A 23,389-nucleotide genomic window follows, 5' to 3' on the forward strand; every position below is an offset into this window, starting at 1 on the left:
TACTATTGTCATAGTGGATATAAACTTTTTTCTTGACTTTTTATACGAAGGCGAGCAAAATGGTAAAAAAGGAAGGGGGGATGATAATGGAAGAGTACGTATTAGAGCTGTATAACCTGTTATATACGACAGAATGGCAAGATATTGTTTCGTTTCTAGGAATCGTATTTTGCATGAAAATTGTAATTGTATATATGGAAGAGCAAGGTATGTTCTATTCCTTCTCATCCCCGTTCGATATGCAGCGCGAGCCGTTGCTAAACTATGCCAATGTGAATTACGAACAAATTCCTTTTGTTATTTTCTTTATGATTCGATTTATTACAGCAATTGTAAGGAAAAAGGAAAGTGACGATGAAGAGTGCCACTCAACTTGTAATATAGCGAATGTTTTTTAAGCTAAATACAAGGAGGAGATTTATATGTGGTTTCGATTTCTTATGATTGGTTTCTTTTCATTAACAGCAATTTCTTTAATGGGATATCAAGTGTCTGAAATTTTTCAAGCATATAGCGATACATTTTTTAACAAAAACTAATCGCGTTGCTATTTGAATAATAAAGCGATAAAATCCTTCTTAAGAAGTTTTATTAAGAAGGATTTTTTCTTTGTCTTATCTTGCTGTGTCAAACTATTGTCACATTTACACTGTGAATAGTATGTTAAAATAGTGAGGTTACGTATACATATTTGAAGGAAGAGGGAGTGACCATTTTGGTGGATCAATCAACAAATCAGAAAAGCTATGCTCCTATTGTGATAACGCTTTCTGTAATTGTAAATGCGATTATTTTATTTTTGTTCTTTGGACCTGTTGGCTATGAAGGAGAATTACATTTTGATGTAACAATTTTGCCAATGTTAAATGCAATTTTTAATAGCTTTACGTTCGTATTCTTATTAGCAGCTCTATACTCTATTATTAAGAAGAATGTGAAAATGCACCGTGGTTTCATCCTGGCAGCATTTACAACGACGTTGCTATTTTGTGTTTCTTATTTATCTTATCATTACTTAGCGCCAGCAACACATTTTGGCGGAGAAGGATTCATTAAATATGTGTATTTCATCATTTTAATTACACATATTATCCTGGCGGCAATTATTGTACCGCTTGCATTGTTTGCACTTGTATTTGGTTTTACAAATCAATTAACACGTCATCGTAAAATTGTACGTTGGACGATGCCGATTTGGTTATATGTAAGTTTATCTGGTGTTATTGTTTACTTAATGATCTCACCTTATTACCAATAAAAAATCTCAGCCTGTAGGCTGGGATTTTTTTATTAAGCAAATATTTTTGTGAAATGAAAAAAATATGGTATACAAAAGTATAGTTGCTTTTCATATAGAAGGGATGGTAAAGGAATATGCAAAATTTTGTATTTCGTAATCCAACGAAACTTATTTTCGGTAAAGGTCAATTAGAGCAGTTAAAAACTGAAATTCCACAGTTCGGTAAAAAAGTTCTTCTCGTATACGGGGGAGGCAGCATTAAAAGAAACGGTATTTATGATAATGTAATTTCTATTTTAAAGGATATAAATGCAGAAGTATTTGAATTGACAGGTGTTGAACCGAATCCACGTGTATCAACTGTAAAGAAAGGGATTCAAATTTGTAAAGAAAATGGTGTTGAATTTATTTTAGCAGTTGGTGGAGGAAGTGTGATCGACTGTACGAAGGCAATTGCAGCTGGTAGTAAGTACGATGGAGATGTATGGGATATTGTAACGAAAAACACATTTGCTAATGAGGCATTACCATTTGGTACTGTACTTACTCTTGCAGCAACAGGATCTGAAATGAATGCAGGCTCGGTAATTACAAACTGGGAAACGAATGAAAAGTATGGATGGGGTAGCCCAGTTACTTTCCCGCAGTTTTCAATTTTAGATCCAGTTCATACTACTTCTGTACCGAAAGATCAAACAATTTACGGTATGGTAGATATTATGTCGCACGTATTAGAACAATATTTCCATCATGGAACGAATACAGAACTACAAGATCGTTATTGTGAAGCTGTTTTAAAAACAGTAATTGAGACAGCACCTAAGCTTTTAAGTGATTTAGAAAATTATGAGCATAGAGAAACTATTTTATATTGTGGTACTATGGCGTTAAACGGCATTTTAGCGATGGGAGTAAAAGGAGATTGGGCGACTCATAATATTGAGCATGCAGTTTCTGCTGTTCATGATATACCACACGGGGGTGGCCTTGCGATTTTATTCCCGAACTGGATGAAACATGTTGTAGAGGAAAATGTAAGTCGTTTTAAACAGTTCGCTATTCGTGTATTTGATATAGAAACAGATGGCAAAACAGATAAAGAAGTGGCTTTAGAAGGAATTAAGGCACTGCGTCAATTTTGGACTTCAATTGAAGCGCCAGCAACATTAGCTGATTACGGTATTGGAGAAAATGAAATTGATATAATGGCTAATAAAGCGATGGCGTATGGTGAATTTGGTAACTTTAAAAAATTAAATAAAGATGATGTTTTAAGTATATATAAAGCTTCTTTATAAGTGAATTTAGAAAAGAAACCTATTTGATTGTTTAATCGAATAGGTTTCTTTTTGCTGTTTATAAATGTTTATGGGTGTTTTTGATTATTTTTGATTGTTTGTGGTTGATTTTTGTGACCGTTTTCATTATACTGTAATCAAAGAAGAGGTGAATAAAATGTTAACTCCTGAACGTCATCAAATGATATTGCAACTTGTAAAAGAACAGAAAGTTGTAAAATTACAGCAATTAGTTGAAAGAACAGAAAGCTCTGAGTCGACAATTCGCCGTGATTTAGCACAATTGGAAAAGCAAAGGTTATTAAAAAGAGTTCATGGTGGTGCCGCTGTTTTAACAGGAAAAGGGCAAGAACCAACGATGGTTGAAAAATCATCCAAAAACATTCAAATAAAACAACAAATTGCTAATTATGCGGCTAGCGTTATTGAACAAGGTGATTGTATTTATTTAGATGCAGGAAGTACAACATTTGAAATGATTCCATTTTTAATAAATAAAGATGTGACTGTCGTTACGAATGGACTTATGCATATTGAAGCTTTAGTTGAAAATAATATTCGTGCGTATTTACTAGGTGGAATGATGAAGAGTAGGACGAAAGCTTTAATCGGTGCTATGGCACAGGAAAGTATGCAGAAGTATCGTTTTGATAAATGTTTTTTAGGTGCAAATGGTGTACATGAACAGCTTGGCTTTACAACGCCAGATCCAGAAGAAGCGTTCTTAAAACAAATGGCATTAACATTAGCAAACGAAGGATATTTCTTAATTGATGAAAGTAAGTTTTCAGAAGTTGCATTTGCGAAAATTGCAAATGTTGAAGAAGCAAATATTATTACAAACCATTTAGAAATTGATTTAGAAAAATATAAAAGACAAACCAATGTAATTGAGGCTGATAAACAATGATCTATACAGTTACTTTAAACCCATCTATTGATTATGTAGTACAAGTTAATTCCTTTGATTTAGGCGCAGTCAATCGAGCAGAGAAAGATATGAAGTTTCCTGGAGGAAAAGGGATTAATGTTTCTCGCGTTCTCCATCGTTTAGGTGTGGAAAATATAGCACTTGGATTTACTGGTGGATTCACCGGTCAATTTATTAAAGGTGTATTACAGGCGGAAGGCGTAATGACAAACTTCATCCAAGTAGACGGAGATTCCCGAATTAATGTGAAAATAAAAGGGCAAGAAGAGACAGAATTAAATGGGCAAGGTCCTAATGTGACAAATGAGCAATTTGAACAATTAATGAAACAAATCGAAAGTATGAAGCAGGGAGATTGCGTTGTGCTAGCTGGAAGTGTACCTGCATCTATCCCAACTACCTTTTATGAATCAATCGCAGCGCTCGGAGCTGAAAAAGGTATTCGAGTAGTAGTCGATGCGAGTGGAAGTGCACTGCAGCATGTAATTAAAAATAAGCCATTTTTAATTAAGCCAAACCATCATGAACTTGGTGAGTTGTTTGGAGTGGAGCTTTCAACAGTAGAGGACGTTTTACCTTATGGAAGAAAATTAATTGAACAAGGTATAAAACACGTTATCGTATCGATGGCTGGAGAGGGAGCTTTATTATTTACGGCAGAAGGTATATATGAAGCGACTGTTCCAAAAGGTGTTGTAATTAATTCAGTTGGGGCCGGAGATTCTCTTGTTGCAGGGTTTGTAGGCAAATATGAACAGACAAAAGATATTGAAAAGGCATTTCAATACGGCGTTGCAACAGGGAGTGCAACAGCATTTTCAGCTGATTTATGTCAGAAGGAAAAAGTAGAAGAATTATTGTCGCAAGTAATTGTAGCTAAGCGATAGGGGGAAGCAACATATGAAAATTACAGAACTATTAAAAAGAGATACAGTCATTATGGATTTGACAGCTTCAAATAAAGAAGCTGTCATAGATGAATTAGTTGAGAAATTAAATGGGGCAAATCGTTTAAATAGTAAAATGGAATTTAAAGAAGCTATTTTAAAGCGGGAGTCCCAAAGTACGACTGGAATAGGGGAAGGTATTGCAATACCTCATGCGAAGACAAAGGCTGTTAAACAACCATCGATTTGTTTTGGTAGAAGTGTAAGCGGTATCAATTATGAGTCGCTTGACGGACAGCCAGCACACTTATTCTTTATGATTGCTGCAAGTGAAGGAGCGAATAATACTCATTTAGAAACGTTGTCTCGTTTATCGACATTATTAATGGATGAAGGATTTCGCAAGCAACTATTAGAAGCAAAGGATGAAAGTGAGCTTCTTCAACTATTTGATGAAAAAGAGAATGAAAAAGAAGAAGAGATTGAAGTCGCAAAACCAGAAGTAAATGAACCGTACGTACTTGCTGTTACAGCTTGTCCAACTGGAATCGCTCACACATATATGGCAGCGGATAGCTTAAAAGCAAAAGCGACAGAGTTAGGAATAGCGATTAAAGTTGAAACAAACGGATCGACAGGTATTAAAAACGGTTTAACGAAAGAGGATATTGAACGTGCAACAGCTATTATTGTTGCGGCGGATAAACAAGTAGAAATGAATCGTTTTGCTGGTAAACATGTCATTCAAGTACCAGTCGCTGATGGGATTAGAAAAACGGAAACACTTCTTAATCGAGCTGTAAAGCAAGATGCACCAATCTTTAAAGGTGTAAAAGAAGATGGAAAGGCAGAAAGTACGGAAAAAGAAAAAGGATTAGGAATTTATAAGCATTTAATGAATGGCGTAAGTAATATGCTTCCGTTCGTTGTTGGCGGCGGGATTTTAATAGCGCTAGCGTTTTCGTTTGGTGGTATAAAGGCGGAAGGTCCTTTAGCTGAATTGTTCATGTCAATTGGTGGAGGAAAAACAGGTGCGTTTTTATTCCTTGTACCAATTTTAGCTGGATTTATTGCAAGTTCTATTGCTGATCGTCCTGGTTTTATGCCTGGTGTTGTAGGTGGATTTTTAGCGGCGAATGCGAATGCTGGCTTTTTAGGTGGATTAATTGCTGGTTTCTTAGCTGGATATGTTGTTTTAGGGTTGAAAAGATTATTTTCAGGACTACCAGTACAATTAGAAGGAATTAAACCTGTTTTGTTATATCCAGTCTTTGGATTATTGATTACAGGAGTTGTAATGCAAAAAGCAGTGATTCCGCCTGTAGTAGCATTAAATGAAATGTTGACAGGGTGGTTAAATGGTTTAAACGGTACGAATGCTATATTACTAGGTCTTATTTTAGGTGGTATGATGGCAATTGATATGGGTGGTCCAATTAATAAAGCGGCGTTTACGTTTGGTATTGCTGCAATAGAAGCACAGAATTTTGGAGTGCACTCAGCAGTTATGGCTGGTGGTATGGTACCGCCACTTGCGATTGCATTTGCAACTACATTCTTTAAATCAAAGTTTACAGAAGCGGAACGTAAATCTGGTTTAACAAATTATATTATGGGAGCATCGTTCATTACAGAAGGTGCGATTCCGTTTGCAGCTGCAGATCCGGTTCGAGTAATTGTAAGTTGTGTTGTTGGTTCAAGTATTGCAGGTGCGTTATCTATGTTATTCCAAATTACATTACCAGCACCGCATGGTGGATTATTTGTAATAGCGTTAGTAAATAAACCGTTACTATATATTTTCTCTATATTAATTGGAACGATTGTCTCGGCTATTATGCTAGGTGTTTGGAAAAAGAAAGTTCAATAACAAATGAAAAGAGAGCAGCTTTTAGTAGCTGCTCTCTTTTTATTACAAAAAAATAGGTTAACAATTAAATATTGATGTTTTTTGGTAAAAGATGTAACGAATTGTGAATTTTTTGTAACAAAAAAGTAACACTGTAATTTTTTCTGGAAAAAAGTTCTTGTGCTCGTATATGAAAAATATATGAAAACCACTGGAGATTGTATGAGAAATACATTTTATTAATATGGAAATTTATGTTACAACTCGTTAATCGTATATTACGAATGCTTTGTAATTGTGTGATTTCTAAAAATTCTAAAAATCTGTTGCTATAATGAAAATACGAAAACAAAGCAAATGGAGGCTATTCATGAAAAAATTATTAGGTATAGCAACAGCAGCAGTTTTTGGTCTTGGGATTTTTGCGGGTTCTGCTAAAGCGGAAACAATTGTAACAACAGACGTATTAAATGTTAGAGAAAACCCAAATGTAGAGTCAAAGCTTGTAGGTAAAGTGTTAAGTGGGAATACACTAGATGTTATAAATACAGAAAATGGATGGACAAAAATTAAGTTGAACGGTAAGGAAGCGTTTGTAAGTGCCGATTTTACAAAGAGCACATATTATGTAACGGCGGGCGTATTAAATGTTCGTGCTGGAGCGAATACTGATTCTGAAATTTTAGGTAAACTTAATAAAAATGATGTGATTGAAACGACGAATCAAGTTCAAAATGAATGGTTACAATTTGACTACAATGGAAAAGTTGGATATGTTCACGTGCCATTTTTAACAGGAACAGCACCTGTAATCGAAAAGAAAGAGGTTGTAGCTCAAGAAGAAGCGCCAGCTAGAACAAATACGCCGGTTAAAAATAATACAGTAGTTAAGAATAAAGAGTCTGTTAAGAGTAACGATTCTATTAAGAATGTAGAATCAAGTAAACCTGTGGTAAAAGAAAAACCGGCTGCAAAACCAGTTGCAAAATCTACTGAAACAAGTGCGCCTACTGGTGGTCGTGAAATTACAGTAGAAGCGACGGCATATACAGCAGATCCGAGTGAGAATGGTTCGTATGGTGGTCGTGTATTAACTGCAATGGGGCATGATTTAACAGCAAATCCAAATATGAAAGTAATTGCTGTTGATCCGAAAGTAATTCCGCTTGGATCAAAAGTATGGGTAGAAGGATATGGAGAAGCGATTGCTGGAGACACTGGTGGTGCGATTAAAGGAAATCGTATTGATGTATTAGTCGGTTCAGATGGTAGTGCTAATAGCTGGGGGCGCAAATCTGTAAAAGTGAAAGTTATACAATAGGTTATCGATATTAATATAAAAAGCGGTTGCTTGAAATTATGTAAGCAGCCGCTTTTTATGGATTATTGAAATGGATAAATAGTTTTACCTGTAATAATTTTATATGCACTGCAAAATTGCGTTTGTATATATTCTGTATTTTTATTTTCTGGATGTAATGTTGTTTCATGAAGGGTAGAATGAAAAGCCCGTAGTAAACAATTTAGGGCGAAGTATAATTCCTCTTGTGAACAATTTTGTTCTTTTATAGAAGTAGCTAAAATGAGGTCTTTTGTCAAAGATGAAAAATTGATGGTGGATTGTTTCATAGTTAACTCATCCTCTCGAAACTATTTTTATCATGTATATGCAGAATTGGACAAACTATGTTCTTTTTTCTGTATAATTTCATGTACCGAAATGAAAGAACTTGCAATCATGCCGTTAAAATTGGTAAGATTGGGTATAATCAATAGATGGAGTATATTACATAAAGAGAGTTGAATGATATGGGAGAAGTGCAACGTGAAAAAGTTGCTGTCATCATTGGACCAACTGCTGTTGGAAAGACGAAGTTAAGTATCAATCTTGCCAAAGCGTTGAACGGTGAAATTATTAGTGGTGATTCCATGCAGATCTATCGAACGATGGATATTGGAACTGCAAAGGTAACAAAAGCAGAGATGGACGGAATTCCACATTATATGATCGATATAAAAAATCCGGAAGATTCATTTTCTGTCGCGGAATTTCAAGAACGTGTTCGCAAGCATATTCGAGAAATTACAGAACGTGGTAAATTACCAATTATAGTTGGTGGGACCGGTCTTTATATACAATCTGTTTTATTCGATTATCAGTTTACAGATGATGCTGGTGATGTGATATACCGAGAGCAAATGGAAAAGTTAGCTTTAGAACGCGGTGTGGAATATGTACATAAAAAATTGCAAGAAGTAGATCCAGAAAGTGCGGAGCGTATTCATGCAAATAATGTACGACGTGTCATTCGGGCTTTAGAAATTTTTCGCACAACGGGTGAAAAAATGAGTGAACAAATTGAGAAACAAGAAAAAGAGTTACTCTATGATGTTTCATTAATTGGCTTGACAATGGATCGAGAAATGCTATACGATCGCATTAACTTACGAGTGGATTTGATGATGGAACAAGGCCTATTAGAGGAAGTAGAAGGGCTGTATAATAGAGGGATACGAGATTGTCAATCTATTCAAGCGATTGGATATAAAGAAATCTATGATTATTTTGAGAATCGAGTTTCTTTAGAAGATGCGGTATCACAATTAAAGACGAATTCGCGTCGTTATGCAAAGCGTCAATTAACGTGGTTCCGTAATAAAATGGATGTCACGTGGTTTGATGTTACAAACGGTGAAAAAACGTCAGAAATTTTACGATACATAGAAGGAAAGTTACAAGTAAAGTCGAATAATAGTAAGTAGAGAAAAAGAGGAGGATTCGACATGAAGCAATCAATCAATATTCAAGATCAGTTTTTAAATCAACTCCGTAAAGAAAATACGTTTGTTACGCTGTACTTATTAAATGGTTTCCAGCTTCGTGGACTAATTAAAGGATTTGATAATTTTACAGTCCTGCTGGAAACAGAAGGTAAGCAACAGCTTATTTATAAACATGCAATTTCTACATTTGTACCACAAAAAAATGTTTCAATTGAATTAGAATAGTAATGAATTATTGTACATAACAAAAAAGAGCGAGTTTCCTCGCTCTTTTTTTATTTGTCATAAACAATATATAGTGAAATTTAAGCGATTCTAAATACAGTAAGGCGGATGTTAGTATTTCCTGTTGCAGGGATCGTAATCTCATTAAGTGTAGATTGGACAGAGATTCTTGCACCAGCTGCTAATGTTTCTATTGTAGTAAATGAAAGTGAGTCGCCTATTAAATTTGAAGAGAAATTATCAGTTGCGACTGCTCCATTAATTGAAATTCCTACTCCGAGTGGAGCGCATCCTGGCGCAGTTGTAGAAATGGATACGCTAATTACATAAATACCACCGTTAATAACAGTAACTGTATCTGTGCCGTTGAAGATAATATTGTTTACGTTAATTGCAGTACTAAAAATAAAATTATTAAATTGCAGTACTGTTTGCTGAATATTGTTTGTTACAACAATTGTTGCTATAGGGAAGCTAGGTCCAGTAGGCCCAGTAGGTCCGGTAGGTCCACCAGAAGGTCCAGTAGGTCCAGTAACTCCTATGCCAGTAGCGCCGGTAGCACCCGTTGGTCCTTGAATGCCTTGAGGCCCGGTAGCGCCTGTGTTACCTTGAACACCTTGAGGTCCAGTAGCGCCAGTAGCACCTGTGTTACCTTGAACACCTTGAGGTCCAGTGGCACCAGTAGCACCCGTGTTACCTTGAGCACCTTGAGGTCCAGTGGCACCAGTAGCACCCGTGTTACCTTGAACACCTTGAGGTCCAGTAGCGCCTGTGTTACCTTGAACACCTTGAGGTCCAGTGGCACCAGTAGCACCTGTGTTACCTTGAGGTCCCTGAGGTCCAGTAGGTCCAGGAGGCCCGCCAGAAGGTCCAGTAGGTCCGGTAACTCCTATACCAGTAGCACCCGTGTTACCTTGAGGCCCAGTGGCACCGGTAGCGCCAGTAGCGCCCGTGTTACCTTGAGGCCCAGTGGCACCGGTAGCGCCCGTAGCGCCCGTATTACCTCGAGGCCCAGTGGCACCGGTAGCGCCCGTATTACCTCGAGGTCCAGTGGCGCCAGTAGCGCCAGTAGCGCCCGTGTTACCTTGAGGCCCAGTGGCACCGGTAGCGCCCGTATTACCTCGAGGTCCAGTGGCGCCAGTAGCGCCCGTGTTACCTTGAGGCCCAGTAGCGCCAGTAGCGCCCGTATTACCTCGAGGCCCAGTGGCACCGGTAGCGCCTGTGTTACCTCGAGGCCCAGTGGCACCGGTAGCGCCAGTAGCGCCCGTGTTACCTTGAGGTCCAGTGGCACCAGTAGCGCCTGTGTTACCTCGAGGCCCAGTGGCACCGGTAGCGCCAGTAGCGCCCGTGTTACCTCGAGGCCCAGTAGCGCCGGTAGCGCCCGTGTTACCTCGAGGCCCAGTGGCACCGGTAGCGCCAGTAGCGCCCGTGTTACCTTGAGGTCCAGTGGCGCCAGTAGCGCCCGTGTTACCTCGAGGCCCAGTGGCACCAGTAGCGCCTGCTGGTCCAGTAGGTCCGGTAGGTCCTTGAATGAACGAAGCAGAATTAACTAGAGCAGTTTGTAATGCTGCTATTAATTTAAGGAGCTCTTGAAGTGTGCAAGGGTCAATTCGGAATAATTTTGTAATGTATAGTAAATAGTTAATGAGATTTTGAAGCTCAATAAATACAGCGCTTGCTACAAAGGTTGGATTTCTTAATATAGTTATTAAGTTTTTAATAATAGCTAACCCTTGTGCTTTCAGGGAGGAAGTAGCGTCTAGTGAACAAATAAATTTACTCAGTAGGTTCAATGTATCGATTAGGTCTTCAATATTTTGGGGAGATGGATTTGCGAAAAGTTTTGGGATTATTTTTGTTAAATCAATAATAATCGCACGAAATGTTCTAAGTTGAGCTTTAGTAATTGGGATTGATGGAGTATTCGGGATTCGTCCGGCGCTACTTGGAAAGCATGGTTTGGAGAATTTGTTTTGATTGTCGTTATAACGAGACATTAAATCTCTCCTTTCTCACGAAAATGTGAACGAAACTCATCATAGTAGATGCAGAAATTAGTTAAATGGTCATAGTAAAATCGTTTGTTTAAAGAAAAAATAGAAAAAACGCCTTACAATAAGGCGTTTTTTCTATTTTCTGCGTATTGATAATATCGCTTTAAGGAAATTTTTGATTTGAATCCAGCGAGTTTTATAATTTCTGATTCAGGAGTTTCTTTTTTTATTAAGTTTAAAATATAGGTGTTACGAAAATGTTGTCCTGAAATTCCTTTACGTAAATTGGCTCTAGCCACTTCGAGGCGAATCATTTTTTGTATAGCAATTTCCGTTAATGCCTTTGGTGCATCATTTTCATATACCCACCTGTATGTTCCACGGTTAAAATCGAATGCGACAAATAATGGATCATCACTATGGTATTTAGGACGAACTGGTTCTGGGATGCTTTTGTAATAATTATATAGTTGTTTTTTGTCTTCTTTTGCTAATGTAATTGTTCTTTCTACACCTGCGGTTGCTGGGATTGATAATGTATTAGTTTCAAAGTGAACGTGATGCATTGTTAATGCTGTAAGTTCCTGTAAGGATAAACCGTAGTCAATCAATAGATTTAAAATAGCAATATTGCGATCCATTAATAAGGGGCGCACAGGAAGTTGTTTTTCTGAAAGTCCTTCTAATGAAGTGACTATATACTTTAACCTTTTTTCTTCATCAGGTGAAATGAAATCTTCGTTACGAAGTGTACGGTCTGGTTGAATAGATATTTCCATATTCTTCAATGGATTAGGAATGTTTAGAAAATGATGCATTCTATTTAGTACAATAAATACACGATGCATCGTTTTTTCTGAGTAATGTCGATTCGTTTTTAAATCGGAAAAGTAATCTTCGTAGTCTTTTGTACAAAGTGTAGCCCATATATTACTGGAAGGGAGCTTTTTGTTTTTTTCTAACCAATGTCCGAAGTCTTCAATGTCATAAACATAACGTTTAATAGTTGAGGGTTTTCGGCCTTTATTCAATAAAAAAATAGAAAAGGCTTGTATTGTATCATGGAATTCCGTTGTCTCCATAGTCCCACCACCTTAATTATTTCTTATATTATAGCAAACTTTTCTGAAAATAGGCATTTACAAGGGGGACAGGAATAATAATATTTGGTGAGTGGATAAAATGAGGTGATTGTATGGAACAATCGATGCGAAAGAAAAACAACAATCAAATTAATATTGTGTTAAACCATCGAAAGAAAATTTCTTTGCCAGCCGCAGAAAATAAAACGGTAATTTCAAATGAAACTGCAATTAAACATGAAATGCTGCAGAGAATTGAAGAAGAGATGGGGAAGCTTGTTGGGATGGAGGATATAAAAAAGATAATAAAAGAAATATATGCTTGGATTTATGTGAATAAAAAAAGACAAGAAAAGGGATTGAAGTCAGAGAAGCAAGTACTTCATATGCTGTTTAAAGGGAATCCAGGTACAGGGAAGACAACTGTTGCTAGAATGATAGGAAAATTGCTGTTTGAGATGAATATTCTATCGAAAGGCCACTTGGTTGAAGCTGAACGTGCTGATCTTGTAGGAGAGTACATCGGCCATACAGCCCAAAAAACAAGAGATTTAATAAAAAAAGCAATGGGAGGTATTTTGTTTATTGATGAGGCGTATTCTTTAGCTCGAGGAGGAGAGAAGGACTTTGGAAAAGAAGCAATTGATACGCTTGTAAAACATATGGAAGATAAACAACATGGTTTTGTATTGATTTTAGCTGGATATTCAAGAGAGATGAATCACTTTCTTTCATTAAATCCAGGGCTTCAATCTCGTTTTCCATTTATTATTGAGTTTGCGGATTACTCGGTAAATCAGCTATTGGAAATTGGGAAGAGAATGTATGAAGATCGTGAATATCAGTTATCAAAAGAAGCTGAATGGAAATTTAGGGATCATTTACATGCGGTGAAGTATTCGTCGCAAATTACATCGTTTAGTAATGGGCGATATGTACGGAATATTGTTGAAAAATCAATTCGTACACAGGCGATGCGGTTGTTGCAAGAAGATGCGTATGATAAAAATGATTTAATTGGAATATCGAGTGTGGATTTGATGCTCGAAGAGGAGACGCACAGTACATAAACTGTGCGTCAATTTTTGTGTATAAGTTCGTTTACTCTTTTTTTGCTTTTTCTTGGTGTGTTTTATGGAAGTGTTCCATTTTAGCGCTCTTTTCGTGTGCTGAATTAGGATCGTGTCCAAATTGATTTACTGAGCTTTTTTGAGCTCCTTTATTAACGTGGTTTGTCATTTGTATTCACCTCACTTTAAAAATTAGTATAAACATTATATAAAGAAAAAATCGTTAGAAAAGAAAAACCTCTTTACGATATGTAAAGAGGTTAGATTGCTATTTATGCATTGAACGTTCTTTCGTTTCGATACGTCTGTGCGGTAAATGCCATTTGTAATGAATAGAAACCATGCGGAAGCAAACAATTAAAATGAATAGAATGTAAAGAGCCCAATCGCTAACAATAATTTGAGCTCCAATTAAGAAACCTGCTAAAATTGTCCAAAAGGCATATACTTCAGCTCGAAGAACGAGAGGTTTTCTGCGGGCTAAAAGATCGCGAATGATACCGCCGCCGATACCAGTTAAAACAGCTGCTACAATTGTGGCGCTAATTGGTAAATTTAATTTTTGGGCATATAATGCTCCTTGTACAGCAAATGCCGATAAGCCGATAGCGTCAGTGATATTTTCCCACTTTTTCCAATGTCTAATTAACTTATTTGGAAAAAGAAAAATAATAGTCATTGATAAAAGTGCGATTTGGAATAACATGTCTTGTTGCCAAAACGCGACAATCGGATAACCGATTAATAAATTACGAAGGGCACCTCCCCCAAATGCGGTTGCCATTCCTAAAATATACACCCCGAAAATATCATAATCCTCTTCCATTGCAACAATGGCTCCGCTTAGTGCGAAAGCGATTGTGCCTATGATGCTAAAAATCTCCCATGCCATGAATTTTCTCCCCCGCTAACTAGATGAAATGTGCTTCCTCTGCTATTATATTAGAAGGTTTAAATTTCGAAAAGGATGAGTGAACATATTTGATGGAAGAAAAAGAAAAAGTCATATTAGTAGGCTGTCAATTGCCACAAGATGATGATGAAAAATTTATGCATTCCATGAAAGAGCTTGCATCACTAGCGAAGACTGCACGAGCAGAATTGTTAGTGTCAACAACGCAAAAACGACCAAAGTTTCATCCGGCAACTTACATAGGTAAAGGGAAATTAGAAGAGCTTACAATGTTAACTGAAGAGTTAGAGCCGGATGTTATTGTATTTAATAATGAATTAACGCCGAGTCAAATTCGGAATTTATCCTCAGTATTAGATGCGAGAGTAATTGATCGAACGCAACTAATACTGGATATTTTTGCGCAACGTGCGAAGTCGAGGGAAGGTAAGCTTCAAGTAGAATTAGCTCAGTTGCAATATACAATGCCGCGTCTTATGGGGCAAGGATTGTCCTTATCGCGTCTTGGTGGTGGTATTGGAACAAGGGGACCGGGTGAGACGAAATTAGAGACGGATCGTCGTCATATTCGATCGCGTATTGATGAAATAAAGAAACAACTTGCAGTTGTTGTGGAACATCGAAAAAGATATCGTGAGAGAAGAAAAGATAATAAAGTATTTCAAGTGTCATTAATAGGGTATACAAATGCAGGGAAATCGACACTGTTTAATAGATTAACGGAAGCTGATACGTTTGAAGAAAACCTTCTGTTTGCAACATTAGACCCAACGACAAGGAAGATGCCGTTACCTTCTGGTTATACAGTATTACTAACTGATACTGTTGGTTTTATACAAGATTTACCTACTTCATTAATCGCTGCTTTTCGTTCAACACTGGAAGAAGCGGGGGAAGCAGATGTCATTTTACATGTAGTTGATTCCGCGGATCCTAACTACATAGGGCATGAAAAAACAGTAAAAAGATTATTATCAGAACTTGAAATTAACCATATTCCTGTTATTACGTTATATAATAAAAAAGATGAATTACATCAAAACTTTATTCCGTTTCCGAAAAGTGATTTCTTAATGACTAGTGCTTTTGAAGAAAGTGATTTATTGCGTATAAAAGAAGCGATAGAAACGAAGATGAAGAAAGAAATGGATCGTTATCGAGTGGAAATCCCTCCGAGTGAAGGTAAGTTGTTAACGCTTTTAAAGACGGAAACTCTATTAGCAAAGATGGAGTTTCTAGAAGATAAATTTGTATATGATTGTGCAGGGTATATTTTTACTCATTCATCGCTTAATGTGCAATTAAAGAGATTTTTAGTGGAAGAAGGAGAAAATAAAAATGTTTGATCGTTTGAAAAATGGAGAAAAAATTGCTCCAATCGTAAAAGAAGTAGAGAGTCAGATTACAGAAGTACATAAACGTGCGGATGAAGTAATTGAAAGCAATCAGTTTCGTGTATTAGAAAGTTTTCGTAAACATAAAATTAGTGACTCGCATTTTATCCCGACAACAGGTTATGGTTATGATGATATTGGCCGTGATACGTTAGAAAAAGTGTATGCTGATGTATTTGGGGCGGAAGCTGGACTTGTTCGTCCGCAAATTATTTCAGGTACTCACGCTATCTCTACAGCGTTATTTGGTATTTTACGCCCGGGAGATGAGTTATTGTATATCACTGGGAAACCGTATGATACGTTAGAGGAAATTGTTGGTGTGCGTGGGAAAGGTGTAGGTTCATTTAAAGAATATAATATCGGTTACAATGCAGTTCCGCTAACTGAAGCTGGGCTTGTTGATTTTGAGGCTGTTGCAGCAGCGATTCATAATAATACGAAAATGATCGGTATTCAGCGCTCGAAAGGTTATGCTACTCGTCCATCGTTTACTATTTCTCAAATTAAAGAGATGATCGCGTTTGTTAAAGAAATTAAACCTGATGTTGTTGTGTTTGTAGATAACTGTTATGGCGAGTTTATTGAAGAGCAAGAGCCATGTCATGTTGGTGCAGATTTAATGGCGGGTTCGCTTATTAAAAACCCGGGCGGCGGAATTGTTAAAACTGGTGGTTATATTGTCGGGAAAGAACAGTATGTTGAAGCGTGTGCATATCGTTTAACATCTCCGGGAATTGGCGCGGAAGCTGGAGCGTCTTTATACAGTCTGCAAGAAATGTATCAAGGGTTCTTCTTAGCGCCACATGTTGCAGGACAAGCGCTGAAAGGTGCAATTTTTACAGCTGCGTTTTTAGAAAAGTTAGGAATGAACACGTCACCAGCGTGGAATGCACCAAGAACAGACTTAATTCAATCTGTTCAATTTGATGATAAAGACCGTATGATTGCCTTCTGCCAAGCGATTCAATATGCATCTCCAATTAATTCGCATTTTACTCCGTATGCAAACTATATGCCAGGCTATGAAGATGATGTAATTATGGCTGCGGGAACATTTATTCAAGGTGCAAGTATTGAATTGTCTGCTGATGGTCCAATTCGTCCGCCTTATGTTGCTTACGTCCAAGGTGGGTTAACTTATTCACATGTGAAGATTGCGATTTGTTCTGCAATTGATGCATTAATTGAAAAAGAATTATTAACAATTTCTTAAGGGGAAGCTGTCGATTTCGGCAGCTTTTTTCGTATAAAAGTAATGATTTATGCGATTAGAAAAAAGAATGAAAAAATTCATAAAAAAAATTATAAAAAATCATGTAAGAAAAGCTAACATCTATTGACACTAAACATAACATAGTATAAAATGAGAAGCAGTTAAGGCGAAGGAGGAACTGAAAAATGAAAGAAGATAGACGTTCTGCCCCGCTGTTTCCTATTGGTATTGTTATGGATTTAACACAATTGTCTGCACGTCAAATTCGCTACTATGAAGAGCATAATCTTGTTTCTCCAACCCGTACAAAGGGGAATCGTAGATTATTTTCATTTAACGATGTAGATAAGTTGTTAGAAATTAAAGATTTGTTAGATCAAGGCTTGAATATGGCTGGTATTAAACAAGTGTTACTAATGAAAGAAAATCAAACAGAAGCAGTGAAAGTAAAAGAAGAAACGAAAGAAATTTCAAAAACTGAGCTTCGCAAAATACTTCGAGATGAACTACAACATACAGGTAGATTCAATCGAACTTCATTGCGACAAGGTGACATTTCAAGATTTTTTCACTAAAGATAACTGATTCTGAAGGCGATTAGAGGGACTAAGGAGGAATTTATAATGTCTAGATACACAAAAGAAGATATTTTCCGTTTGGCGAAAGAAGAGAATGTAAAGTATATCCGTTTACAATTTACGGACCTTTTAGGGGTAATTAAAAACGTAGAGATTCCAGTGAGACAATTAACGAAAGCTCTTGATAACAAAATGATGTTTGATGGATCTTCGATTGAAGGTTTCGTACGTATTGAAGAATCTGATATGTATTTATATCCTGATTTAGACACTTGGGTAATTTTCCCTTGGACAGCTGAAAAAGGTAAAGTAGCTCGACTAATCTGTGATATTTACAATGCAGATGGCACTCCATTTGATGGAGACCCACGTAACAACTTAAAACGTGTGTTAAAAGAAATGGAAGCTTTAGGATTTTCAGACTTCAATCTTGGACCAGAGCCAGAATTCTTCCTATTTAAGGTTGATGAAAAAGGAAATCCAACATTAGAACTAAACGATAACGGTGGATACTTCGACCTTGCGCCGATGGATCTAGGGGAAAACTGTCGTCGTGATATCGTTCTTGAACTTGAAGAAATGGGATTTGAAATTGAAGCATCTCACCATGAGGTTGCTCCAGGGCAGCACGAAATTGACTTTAAATATGCAAATGCAATTCGCTCATGTGATGACATTCAAACATTCAAACTTGTTGTAAAAACAATTGCTCGTAAACATGGTTTACACGCAACGTTTATGCCAAAACCACTATACGGTGTGAACGGTTCAGGTATGCACTGTAACTTATCATTATTTAAAAATGGTGAGAACGTATTCTTTGATGCAAACGGTGACTTACAATTAAGTGATGATGCTCGTCACTTCATCGCAGGTATTTTAAAACATGCACCAGCATTTACAGCGATAGCAAACCCAACTGTAAACTCATACAAACGTCTAGTGCCTGGATATGAAGCGCCTTGTTACGTAGCATGGTCTGCACAAAACCGTAGTCCGTTAGTACGTATCCCTGCATCTCGTGGTATTAGTACACGCGTAGAAGTACGTAGTGTTGACCCAGCTGCAAACCCATATTTAGTAATGGCTACATTATTAGCTGCAGGTCTTGATGGAATTAAAAACAAATTAACTCCACCAGCAGCAGTAGATCGTAACATCTATGTAATGACAAAAGAAGAGCGCGAAGAAGCAGGTATCGTTGACTTACCAGCAACATTAGCGCAAGCATTAGTTACATTACAATCTAATGAAGTAGTATGCGGTGCACTAGGAGAACACTTACTTGAGCACTTCATCGAAGCGAAAGAGATTGAGTGGGATATATTTAGAACACAAGTTCACCAATGGGAACGCGATCAATATATGTCTCTATACTAAGAGGCTTGAACCCTTGATACAACTCGTATCAAGGATTTTTTAATTCCCAATTATTACACTTTTATGTGGTTGCAAAATGAAAAAAGCCACATAAAAGCCACGAATTAATAACAAGTAGTGATATCATAGAAAAACATTATCAGATAAACGTAAGTTTTATATAATTTGTGAAATGAAAAAGCCTTGATACTACGGTATCAGGGCTTTTTTAGTGAAGTTATTGGATATATTAACTACTAGGTAATGGATTATTTTTGGTTATTTTGAATCATGTTACTAAGAAAATCTTTTCAAAAGAAGGGATTTTATCTTTTTTTAAATCACTTGTGCTATAACTTAATAATTCTTTACTGCCTGTACAACGCGACCAATTATTTTTACATCTTCAGCTGAAAGGTCGTAAGTTTTTGGTTCGTGGATAGGGTCATTACTCAATGGTATTAAAGTAATGATGCTTCCGGATTTTGAAATCTTTTTCACGGTAGCATCATAACCATTGACTTTTACAACAGCAATTTGTCCGTTTTCAACATAAGGAGTTTCCTCTACTAAAACATAAGAACCATCAGGGAATTCGAGATTCATGCTAGTGCCTTTTACAGTAAGATAAAAATACTTTTTACGCTTGTTTAAAAATGTACTCAGCATGGGTAAATAGCCTTCAATATTTTCTTCGGCGAATATAGGTGTACCAGCTGCTACAGAACCAATGATAGGAATATGAATAATGTTTGATTGATCATTTTGGATGGTTTCATAAATAGAAACTTCTTCTTTAACAGTATTGTCCTCTTGAGTTGCGAGTCTTTCTAAATCATCAGTAGTGATTCCTAATCCCTTACAAACTTTTATGACATTATCAACAGACGCTTTACCAATCCCTCTTGATAACATGGATTGCAGTGTTGTGGGGGGGAGACCTATTTTTTCGGCGAAGGCTCTTTTGCTATAGCCAGCTTCTTTTATTAAGCGTGTTACAACCTCTGCTTTTTTCATTACTTTCACCATCTTTCTTATTAAAATGTATACGATATTGCGTATTTCTGTATATATCATAACCTAACTAAAATTGTTAGTAAATAGAAGTATATACGAAATTGAGTATTTAAATACGTTTTTTTGTTGACTAAATACGAAATTGAGTTTATATTTAAATGGAAATGAACGCAATATCGTACAAGGAAAACAGGTGGTGAGTCAATGTATCCGAATTTGCGTGCAGAGATGGCGAGAAAAAGAATTATGATTACACAAATTTCTTCGCATCTGAAACTTCGCCACGCAACAGTGAGCGACAAAATAAATGGTAAATTTCGTTTTTATTATGATGAAGCTTTTGAAATTAAGAAAACTTTTTTTCCAGAACATAGTTTGGAATATCTTTTTGAATTTGAAGAAAATGAAGCGAATTGAAATCGGAGGAGATTTACTTAAAATGTAACGCTATAATCGAATTATTAAATGATGATTTAATAAGAGGGTTCATATCAAAGTATTTAATTTAAATTCCGATAACTAGTTAATTTGTAAAAAGAAAGTAACGAATTATGGGTAGTGCGAAATTATCTCAATGCAATAAAGATAGCCCAAAATTAGTAGTGAGGAGGAGATGAGGATGAGGCAATTAACTGACTCATCAGTACATAGTTCATTAGTATTTGAAGTTAATGGCAAAGTAGTAACGGATAGTTTGGTAATTGCGAAGATATTCAAAAAAAATCACTTGGACGTTTTGAAGGAAGTTCGAAAACAAATTGTATATGTAGGTGAAGAGTTTGGAGGAGAAAATTTTCACGAGTCCACTTATGTTAATTCAAAGAACAGGCGAATCTCTAAATATGATTTAACAGAAGAAGCATTCACGTTACTTGTTATGGGATATACCAGTAGAGAAGCGGTTGGAATGAAAATTAAATTTATGAAAGAGTTCAAACGAATGAAGCAGTATATACAAAATCAACAAAATGTGCCAAAGGATCCAATGGGGGTTTTAAAGTTAACATTTGCTGCGTTAGAAGGACATACTCAGGAGATACAAGAGATTAAGTCTGAGGTGAAGGGATTGCGAGAAAATATGCCGCTTTATGCTATCGAGTGTGAAGAAATAACAAGGGCTGTAAAAAGGTTAGGCGTTATATTATTGGGAGGTAAAAATTCAAATTCTTATCAGGATATCGGCCTTAGAAGGAAGTTATATAGAGACATTTACAGTCAGTTACATCGGGAATTTGGTGTGAATAGTTATAAAGCTATTAAGCGTCATCATTTGGATAGAGCAATACAAATTATTAATGAAGAATATTCAATTCCAACTGTTTTAAATGAAGAAATTACAGTTAAAAACTCACAAATAAATATGGCAGACATTCAGTAGGAGGAAAGAACATGCAAAGAAAGATTTTAGTGATTACTAGCAGTTTAGCAGGGTTACCAACTGTCAGTGAATTTAAAACAAAAGAAGATGCAAAAGAGCAGGTTAGAAAGCTTATTCAAAAAGGAATGAGTCAAAATGTGATTCGTATAACACAAGAAATTCCAATGAATATCGAAATTCAAGTGGATGTTGAATTTGAGGAATAAGAGAGGTTTAGAAGAAAATAGATATGGATAGCATGATTGTTTTGAATGAATGCATAAGAAAAGAATCCGTTGCAGCGGATTCTATAAGAAAAAATATCTCTAGATAAGTATAACATTGAATACCGTTTTTGAGAATTTATGAGGTGGCTAGTATGGGGATTATTCGAGTGAAAAAAGATAGTAATTATTCCGTTATAAATAATACTGGTTTAAAAGATGAAAGGTTGTCATGGAAAGCGAAAGGGATCTTAGCCTATGCGCTTACATTACCAGACGATTGGACTTTTCATATTAGCGAGTTAGCTCGACATGCTAAGGATGGAGAAGATTCACTCCGTACAGGTTTTAAGGAATTAAAAGAATTAGGTTATGTAAAACGTTATCCTGTTCGTGATGGGAATACGAAAAAAATTACAAGGTGGGATACGGAAATTTACGAAACGCCACAAAGGAACATGCCACAAGTGGAAAACCAAGATGTGGTAAAGCCATATGAGGAAAATCAGAAACTACTAAATACTAATAGACTAACTACTAATAAACGAAATACTAATATACAAAATACTAATCATTATGATGATATGGATAAATTAGAATCTCGTGTATTCATCAATGAGAGGGTTAAAGTAAGTTGTAACTTTATTAAGGGGATGGGCATTCCGTTAAGTGAAATTGCAATTGCAGAGTTGGGGGATTTTTGTAATTTGTTTAGTGATGAGTTAATTCAGCATGCAATTAATAAAGCCGTTGATGAGAATGCACCAAGATGGAACTACATTAAGGCTATATTGAGGAATTGGAAGGAGCAAGAAGTTAAAACATTAGTTGATGTGGCTACACTAGATAGACGTTTCGAAATGAGCAAGAAAAAGAAATATAACGGGACAGGTAGGAAGTATTCAAATAGAAAAGAGATTGTACCCGATTGGTTATATAAAGATGATGAATCAACAAATCCAGAAGGGGAAAGAAAAACCGTGCAGTCTATTGATGAAGAGCGTGAGAGATTACAAGAAGTGTTAAATAAATATAAGTCATAAGAAAAAATGTTAGGTGATTTTGTTATTTTAAAATATATTATGTTAATAAAATAATAATACAATTATATTCTTTAAAGATTCCCAATGCATAGTGAACAGTATTATAAAGGTAGTAGTGAATGTTTGGATCAAGTATGAACCATTTGTAATTTCATTTTCTTTCTTAAGGTTCTATGGGGACTGTTAGAAGTTTTTTCAAAAGGATTCAGGAATTAATTACGATATCGGAATTCTAAAGATGTAATGAACTTATCAATAGAGGGTCAAAAATGTTAGGAAAGGGTTGTGTTTATAAAATGAAAGATAATTTACAGGTAATAAAGATTGAAAAGGCTAATAAGCATATTCATTCTATTAAATTAGTATTAAGAGACTTTGTAAAAAGAATGGAAGTGGGTGAATCAGTAAGTGTTCGAATGGCTCAAAGATTATAAGAAGTTAGAAGAAGAAATTGCTTATTTAGAATACAACTTAGATAAATCAAAAGCCGAATTGAAGCGTTGGATTAGCGGTGATTTGCAAAATGTAAGATTAACCGCTGAATCGGAAGGGGCTAAGGTAGAAGGGCGTATTGAAGCAATTGAATATGAATTAGCTCATAAAATGAATGAAGAGTGTGATTTAAAGCTTTTAATTAATAAGTTTACAGGACTGGATCATCAAATACTTAAAATGAAATATGTTGATGGAATGACTTTAGAGCAAATTGCGTTTGAATTACATTATAGTACAGGCTATATACGCCGAAAACATGCTGAAATAAGGAAGATTGTCAAGTTTTTAGATGGATTTTAGTGTTACCTTTTTGTAGGATACATGCAGTGTACAGAAAGTATTGAAAAAGTGATTTATAGTAGTAATATAAGATTTCGACGAAAGGGCAACTATTTTTATGGTTGCTCTTTTTGTTGTGAAAGAAGGTGAGCAA

26 protein-coding genes are annotated in these 23,389 nt (G+C 36.1%); 20 read left to right on the forward strand and 6 right to left on the reverse strand.

Translation table 11 applies throughout. The features are described 5' to 3' along the window. Window positions 1-59: 59 nt before the first annotated feature. The 7 genes from AU379_RS05720 to entD all read left to right on the forward strand — a co-directional run bounded on the left by AU379_RS05720 (window position 60) and on the right by entD (window position 7,526). Window positions 60-398 (forward strand): hypothetical protein, encoded by a 339-nt coding sequence (locus tag AU379_RS05720; RefSeq protein ID WP_002005644.1) that lies wholly within the window; start codon window positions 60-62, stop codon window positions 396-398. Window positions 399-715: 317 nt separating this feature from the next. Next, the gene (locus AU379_RS05730; protein WP_000228314.1) at window positions 716-1,258 is read left to right on the forward strand and encodes a DUF420 domain-containing protein; all 543 of its coding nucleotides are present in this window, start codon (window positions 716-718) and stop codon (window positions 1,256-1,258) included. A 116-nt stretch (window positions 1,259-1,374) separates the two neighbouring features. Next, entirely contained in the window at window positions 1,375-2,538 is a 1,164-nt protein-coding gene (locus AU379_RS05735) for an iron-containing alcohol dehydrogenase (protein ID WP_001179095.1), read from the forward strand. A 157-nt stretch (window positions 2,539-2,695) separates the two neighbouring features. Next, window positions 2,696-3,448 carry a DeoR/GlpR family DNA-binding transcription regulator gene (locus AU379_RS05740; RefSeq protein WP_061139000.1) on the forward strand — a complete coding sequence of 251 codons (753 nt, stop codon included), beginning with the start codon at window positions 2,696-2,698 and terminating at the stop codon, window positions 3,446-3,448. Continuing rightward, window positions 3,445-4,356, forward strand: a complete 912-nt coding sequence (pfkB, locus tag AU379_RS05745; protein ID WP_061139001.1) for a 1-phosphofructokinase — start codon at window positions 3,445-3,447, stop codon at window positions 4,354-4,356. The genes AU379_RS05740 and pfkB overlap by 4 nt, the downstream gene beginning before the upstream one ends. Window positions 4,357-4,369: 13 nt before the next feature. Next, entirely contained in the window at window positions 4,370-6,226 is a 1,857-nt protein-coding gene (locus tag AU379_RS05750) for a PTS fructose transporter subunit IIABC (RefSeq protein WP_000704599.1), read from the forward strand. Between the two features lie 349 nt (window positions 6,227-6,575). Then, a complete protein-coding gene (gene entD / locus AU379_RS05755) occupies window positions 6,576-7,526 on the forward strand; it encodes a cell wall-binding protein EntD (protein WP_000734613.1) in 951 nt (316 codons plus the stop codon). A gap of 62 nt (window positions 7,527-7,588) precedes the next feature. On the opposite strand, the gene AU379_RS05760 is transcribed toward entD, so the two are convergent. Beyond that, entirely contained in the window at window positions 7,589-7,834 is a 246-nt protein-coding gene (locus tag AU379_RS05760; protein WP_000814426.1) for a hypothetical protein, read from the reverse strand. Window positions 7,835-8,014: 180 nt separating this feature from the next. On the opposite strand from AU379_RS05760, the gene miaA reads away from it, so the two are divergent. Further along, window positions 8,015-8,968, forward strand: coding sequence for a tRNA (adenosine(37)-N6)-dimethylallyltransferase MiaA (miaA, locus tag AU379_RS05765; protein ID WP_000504958.1), 954 nt, complete (start codon window positions 8,015-8,017; stop codon window positions 8,966-8,968). Between the two features lie 21 nt (window positions 8,969-8,989). Continuing rightward, a complete protein-coding gene (gene hfq / locus AU379_RS05770) occupies window positions 8,990-9,214 on the forward strand; it encodes an RNA chaperone Hfq (protein ID WP_000813896.1) in 225 nt (74 codons plus the stop codon). Between the two features lie 80 nt (window positions 9,215-9,294). On the opposite strand, the gene AU379_RS05775 is transcribed toward hfq, so the two are convergent. Together AU379_RS05775 and AU379_RS05780 are read right to left on the reverse strand one after the other, a co-directional pair. Continuing rightward, window positions 9,295-11,211: a Gly-Xaa-Xaa repeat protein gene (locus AU379_RS05775; RefSeq protein ID WP_061139002.1), complete on the reverse strand. Its 1,917-nt coding sequence runs from the start codon at window positions 11,209-11,211 to the stop codon at window positions 9,295-9,297. Window positions 11,212-11,324: 113 nt separating this feature from the next. Then, the gene (locus AU379_RS05780; RefSeq protein WP_000450319.1) at window positions 11,325-12,290 is read right to left on the reverse strand and encodes a site-specific integrase; all 966 of its coding nucleotides are present in this window, start codon (window positions 12,288-12,290) and stop codon (window positions 11,325-11,327) included. Between the two features lie 113 nt (window positions 12,291-12,403). Between AU379_RS05780 and spoVK the strand changes: the two genes are divergently transcribed. Further along, window positions 12,404-13,360, forward strand: coding sequence for a stage V sporulation protein K (gene spoVK, locus AU379_RS05785; protein WP_000438176.1), 957 nt, complete (start codon window positions 12,404-12,406; stop codon window positions 13,358-13,360). Between the two features lie 31 nt (window positions 13,361-13,391). Here the strand turns inward: spoVK and AU379_RS30470 are convergent, their stop codons facing one another. Next, window positions 13,392-13,529 carry a hypothetical protein gene (locus tag AU379_RS30470; RefSeq protein WP_000181501.1) on the reverse strand — a complete coding sequence of 46 codons (138 nt, stop codon included), beginning with the start codon at window positions 13,527-13,529 and terminating at the stop codon, window positions 13,392-13,394. A 99-nt stretch (window positions 13,530-13,628) separates the two neighbouring features. Continuing rightward, on the reverse strand, window positions 13,629-14,252 hold the full coding sequence (locus tag AU379_RS05795) for a trimeric intracellular cation channel family protein (protein WP_000312267.1): 624 nt from the start codon (window positions 14,250-14,252) through the stop codon (window positions 13,629-13,631). A 92-nt stretch (window positions 14,253-14,344) separates the two neighbouring features. On the opposite strand from AU379_RS05795, the gene hflX reads away from it, so the two are divergent. From hflX to glnA, 4 genes are all read left to right on the forward strand, one after another. After that, window positions 14,345-15,619 carry a GTPase HflX gene (gene hflX, locus AU379_RS05800; protein WP_000391395.1) on the forward strand — a complete coding sequence of 425 codons (1,275 nt, stop codon included), beginning with the start codon at window positions 14,345-14,347 and terminating at the stop codon, window positions 15,617-15,619. Next, on the forward strand, window positions 15,612-16,883 hold the full coding sequence (locus AU379_RS05805; RefSeq protein WP_000460289.1) for a methionine gamma-lyase family protein: 1,272 nt from the start codon (window positions 15,612-15,614) through the stop codon (window positions 16,881-16,883). The genes hflX and AU379_RS05805 overlap by 8 nt, the downstream gene beginning before the upstream one ends. Before the next feature lie 185 nt (window positions 16,884-17,068). Then, a complete protein-coding gene (gene glnR, locus AU379_RS05810) occupies window positions 17,069-17,458 on the forward strand; it encodes a transcriptional repressor GlnR (RefSeq protein WP_000656783.1) in 390 nt (129 codons plus the stop codon). 48 nt (window positions 17,459-17,506) lie between these two features. Further along, window positions 17,507-18,841 (forward strand): type I glutamate--ammonia ligase, encoded by a 1,335-nt coding sequence (glnA, locus tag AU379_RS05815; protein ID WP_000092763.1) that lies wholly within the window; start codon window positions 17,507-17,509, stop codon window positions 18,839-18,841. Between the two features lie 336 nt (window positions 18,842-19,177). Here the strand turns inward: glnA and AU379_RS05820 are convergent, their stop codons facing one another. Continuing rightward, complete coding sequence (locus tag AU379_RS05820; protein ID WP_033683142.1) at window positions 19,178-19,837, reverse strand: XRE family transcriptional regulator; 660 nt, start codon at window positions 19,835-19,837, stop codon at window positions 19,178-19,180. Window positions 19,838-20,041: 204 nt separating this feature from the next. Between AU379_RS05820 and AU379_RS05825 the strand changes: the two genes are divergently transcribed. The 6 genes from AU379_RS05825 to AU379_RS05845 all read left to right on the forward strand — a co-directional run bounded on the left by AU379_RS05825 (window position 20,042) and on the right by AU379_RS05845 (window position 23,256). Further along, window positions 20,042-20,254: a hypothetical protein gene (locus tag AU379_RS05825; protein WP_000283431.1), complete on the forward strand. Its 213-nt coding sequence runs from the start codon at window positions 20,042-20,044 to the stop codon at window positions 20,252-20,254. A gap of 202 nt (window positions 20,255-20,456) precedes the next feature. Further along, window positions 20,457-21,215 (forward strand): ORF6C domain-containing protein, encoded by a 759-nt coding sequence (locus AU379_RS05830; protein WP_048567458.1) that lies wholly within the window; start codon window positions 20,457-20,459, stop codon window positions 21,213-21,215. 11 nt (window positions 21,216-21,226) lie between these two features. Beyond that, window positions 21,227-21,421: a hypothetical protein gene (locus tag AU379_RS05835; protein WP_001189064.1), complete on the forward strand. Its 195-nt coding sequence runs from the start codon at window positions 21,227-21,229 to the stop codon at window positions 21,419-21,421. A gap of 152 nt (window positions 21,422-21,573) precedes the next feature. Next, a complete protein-coding gene (locus tag AU379_RS05840) occupies window positions 21,574-22,461 on the forward strand; it encodes a DnaD domain protein (RefSeq protein ID WP_048567460.1) in 888 nt (295 codons plus the stop codon). Window positions 22,462-22,730: 269 nt separating this feature from the next. Beyond that, window positions 22,731-22,895 (forward strand): hypothetical protein, encoded by a 165-nt coding sequence (locus AU379_RS30475; protein WP_000900735.1) that lies wholly within the window; start codon window positions 22,731-22,733, stop codon window positions 22,893-22,895. Beyond that, window positions 22,870-23,256, forward strand: a complete 387-nt coding sequence (locus AU379_RS05845; RefSeq protein ID WP_000464424.1) for a DUF1492 domain-containing protein — start codon at window positions 22,870-22,872, stop codon at window positions 23,254-23,256. The genes AU379_RS30475 and AU379_RS05845 overlap by 26 nt, the downstream gene beginning before the upstream one ends. Window positions 23,257-23,389: the final 133 nt, after the last annotated feature.

It is taken from the genome of Bacillus sp. JH7, assembly GCF_001563515.1.
Classification (GTDB): domain Bacteria; phylum Bacillota; class Bacilli; order Bacillales; family Bacillaceae_G; genus Bacillus_A; species Bacillus_A cereus.

Excerpts from the sequence above, each read along its gene's own strand:
- glnA (WP_000092763.1), top strand. The coding sequence starts at position 17,507 with ATGTCTAGATACACAAAAGAAGATATTTTCCGTTTGGCGAAAGAAGAG.
- glnR (WP_000656783.1), top strand. The coding sequence starts at position 17,069 with ATGAAAGAAGATAGACGTTCTGCCCCGCTGTTTCCTATTGGTATTGTT.
- AU379_RS05825 (WP_000283431.1), top strand. The coding sequence starts at position 20,042 with ATGTATCCGAATTTGCGTGCAGAGATGGCGAGAAAAAGAATTATGATT.
- AU379_RS30475 (WP_000900735.1), top strand. The coding sequence starts at position 22,731 with ATGTTAGGAAAGGGTTGTGTTTATAAAATGAAAGATAATTTACAGGTA.
- miaA (WP_000504958.1), top strand. The coding sequence starts at position 8,015 with ATGGGAGAAGTGCAACGTGAAAAAGTTGCTGTCATCATTGGACCAACT.
- AU379_RS05760 (WP_000814426.1), bottom strand. The coding sequence starts at position 7,834 with ATGAAACAATCCACCATCAATTTTTCATCTTTGACAAAAGACCTCATT.
- AU379_RS05750 (WP_000704599.1), top strand. The coding sequence starts at position 4,370 with ATGAAAATTACAGAACTATTAAAAAGAGATACAGTCATTATGGATTTG.
- entD (WP_000734613.1), top strand. The coding sequence starts at position 6,576 with ATGAAAAAATTATTAGGTATAGCAACAGCAGCAGTTTTTGGTCTTGGG.
- AU379_RS05775 (WP_061139002.1), bottom strand. The coding sequence starts at position 11,211 with ATGTCTCGTTATAACGACAATCAAAACAAATTCTCCAAACCATGCTTT.
- spoVK (WP_000438176.1), top strand. The coding sequence starts at position 12,404 with ATGGAACAATCGATGCGAAAGAAAAACAACAATCAAATTAATATTGTG.
- AU379_RS05840 (WP_048567460.1), top strand. The coding sequence starts at position 21,574 with ATGGGGATTATTCGAGTGAAAAAAGATAGTAATTATTCCGTTATAAAT.
- AU379_RS05780 (WP_000450319.1), bottom strand. The coding sequence starts at position 12,290 with ATGGAGACAACGGAATTCCATGATACAATACAAGCCTTTTCTATTTTT.
- AU379_RS05835 (WP_001189064.1), top strand. The coding sequence starts at position 21,227 with ATGCAAAGAAAGATTTTAGTGATTACTAGCAGTTTAGCAGGGTTACCA.
- AU379_RS05805 (WP_000460289.1), top strand. The coding sequence starts at position 15,612 with ATGTTTGATCGTTTGAAAAATGGAGAAAAAATTGCTCCAATCGTAAAA.
- AU379_RS05820 (WP_033683142.1), bottom strand. The coding sequence starts at position 19,837 with ATGAAAAAAGCAGAGGTTGTAACACGCTTAATAAAAGAAGCTGGCTAT.
- AU379_RS30470 (WP_000181501.1), bottom strand. The coding sequence starts at position 13,529 with ATGACAAACCACGTTAATAAAGGAGCTCAAAAAAGCTCAGTAAATCAA.
- AU379_RS05720 (WP_002005644.1), top strand. The coding sequence starts at position 60 with ATGGTAAAAAAGGAAGGGGGGATGATAATGGAAGAGTACGTATTAGAG.
- hfq (WP_000813896.1), top strand. The coding sequence starts at position 8,990 with ATGAAGCAATCAATCAATATTCAAGATCAGTTTTTAAATCAACTCCGT.
- pfkB (WP_061139001.1), top strand. The coding sequence starts at position 3,445 with ATGATCTATACAGTTACTTTAAACCCATCTATTGATTATGTAGTACAA.
- AU379_RS05795 (WP_000312267.1), bottom strand. The coding sequence starts at position 14,252 with ATGGCATGGGAGATTTTTAGCATCATAGGCACAATCGCTTTCGCACTA.
- AU379_RS05740 (WP_061139000.1), top strand. The coding sequence starts at position 2,696 with ATGTTAACTCCTGAACGTCATCAAATGATATTGCAACTTGTAAAAGAA.
- AU379_RS05830 (WP_048567458.1), top strand. The coding sequence starts at position 20,457 with ATGAGGCAATTAACTGACTCATCAGTACATAGTTCATTAGTATTTGAA.
- hflX (WP_000391395.1), top strand. The coding sequence starts at position 14,345 with ATGGAAGAAAAAGAAAAAGTCATATTAGTAGGCTGTCAATTGCCACAA.
- AU379_RS05735 (WP_001179095.1), top strand. The coding sequence starts at position 1,375 with ATGCAAAATTTTGTATTTCGTAATCCAACGAAACTTATTTTCGGTAAA.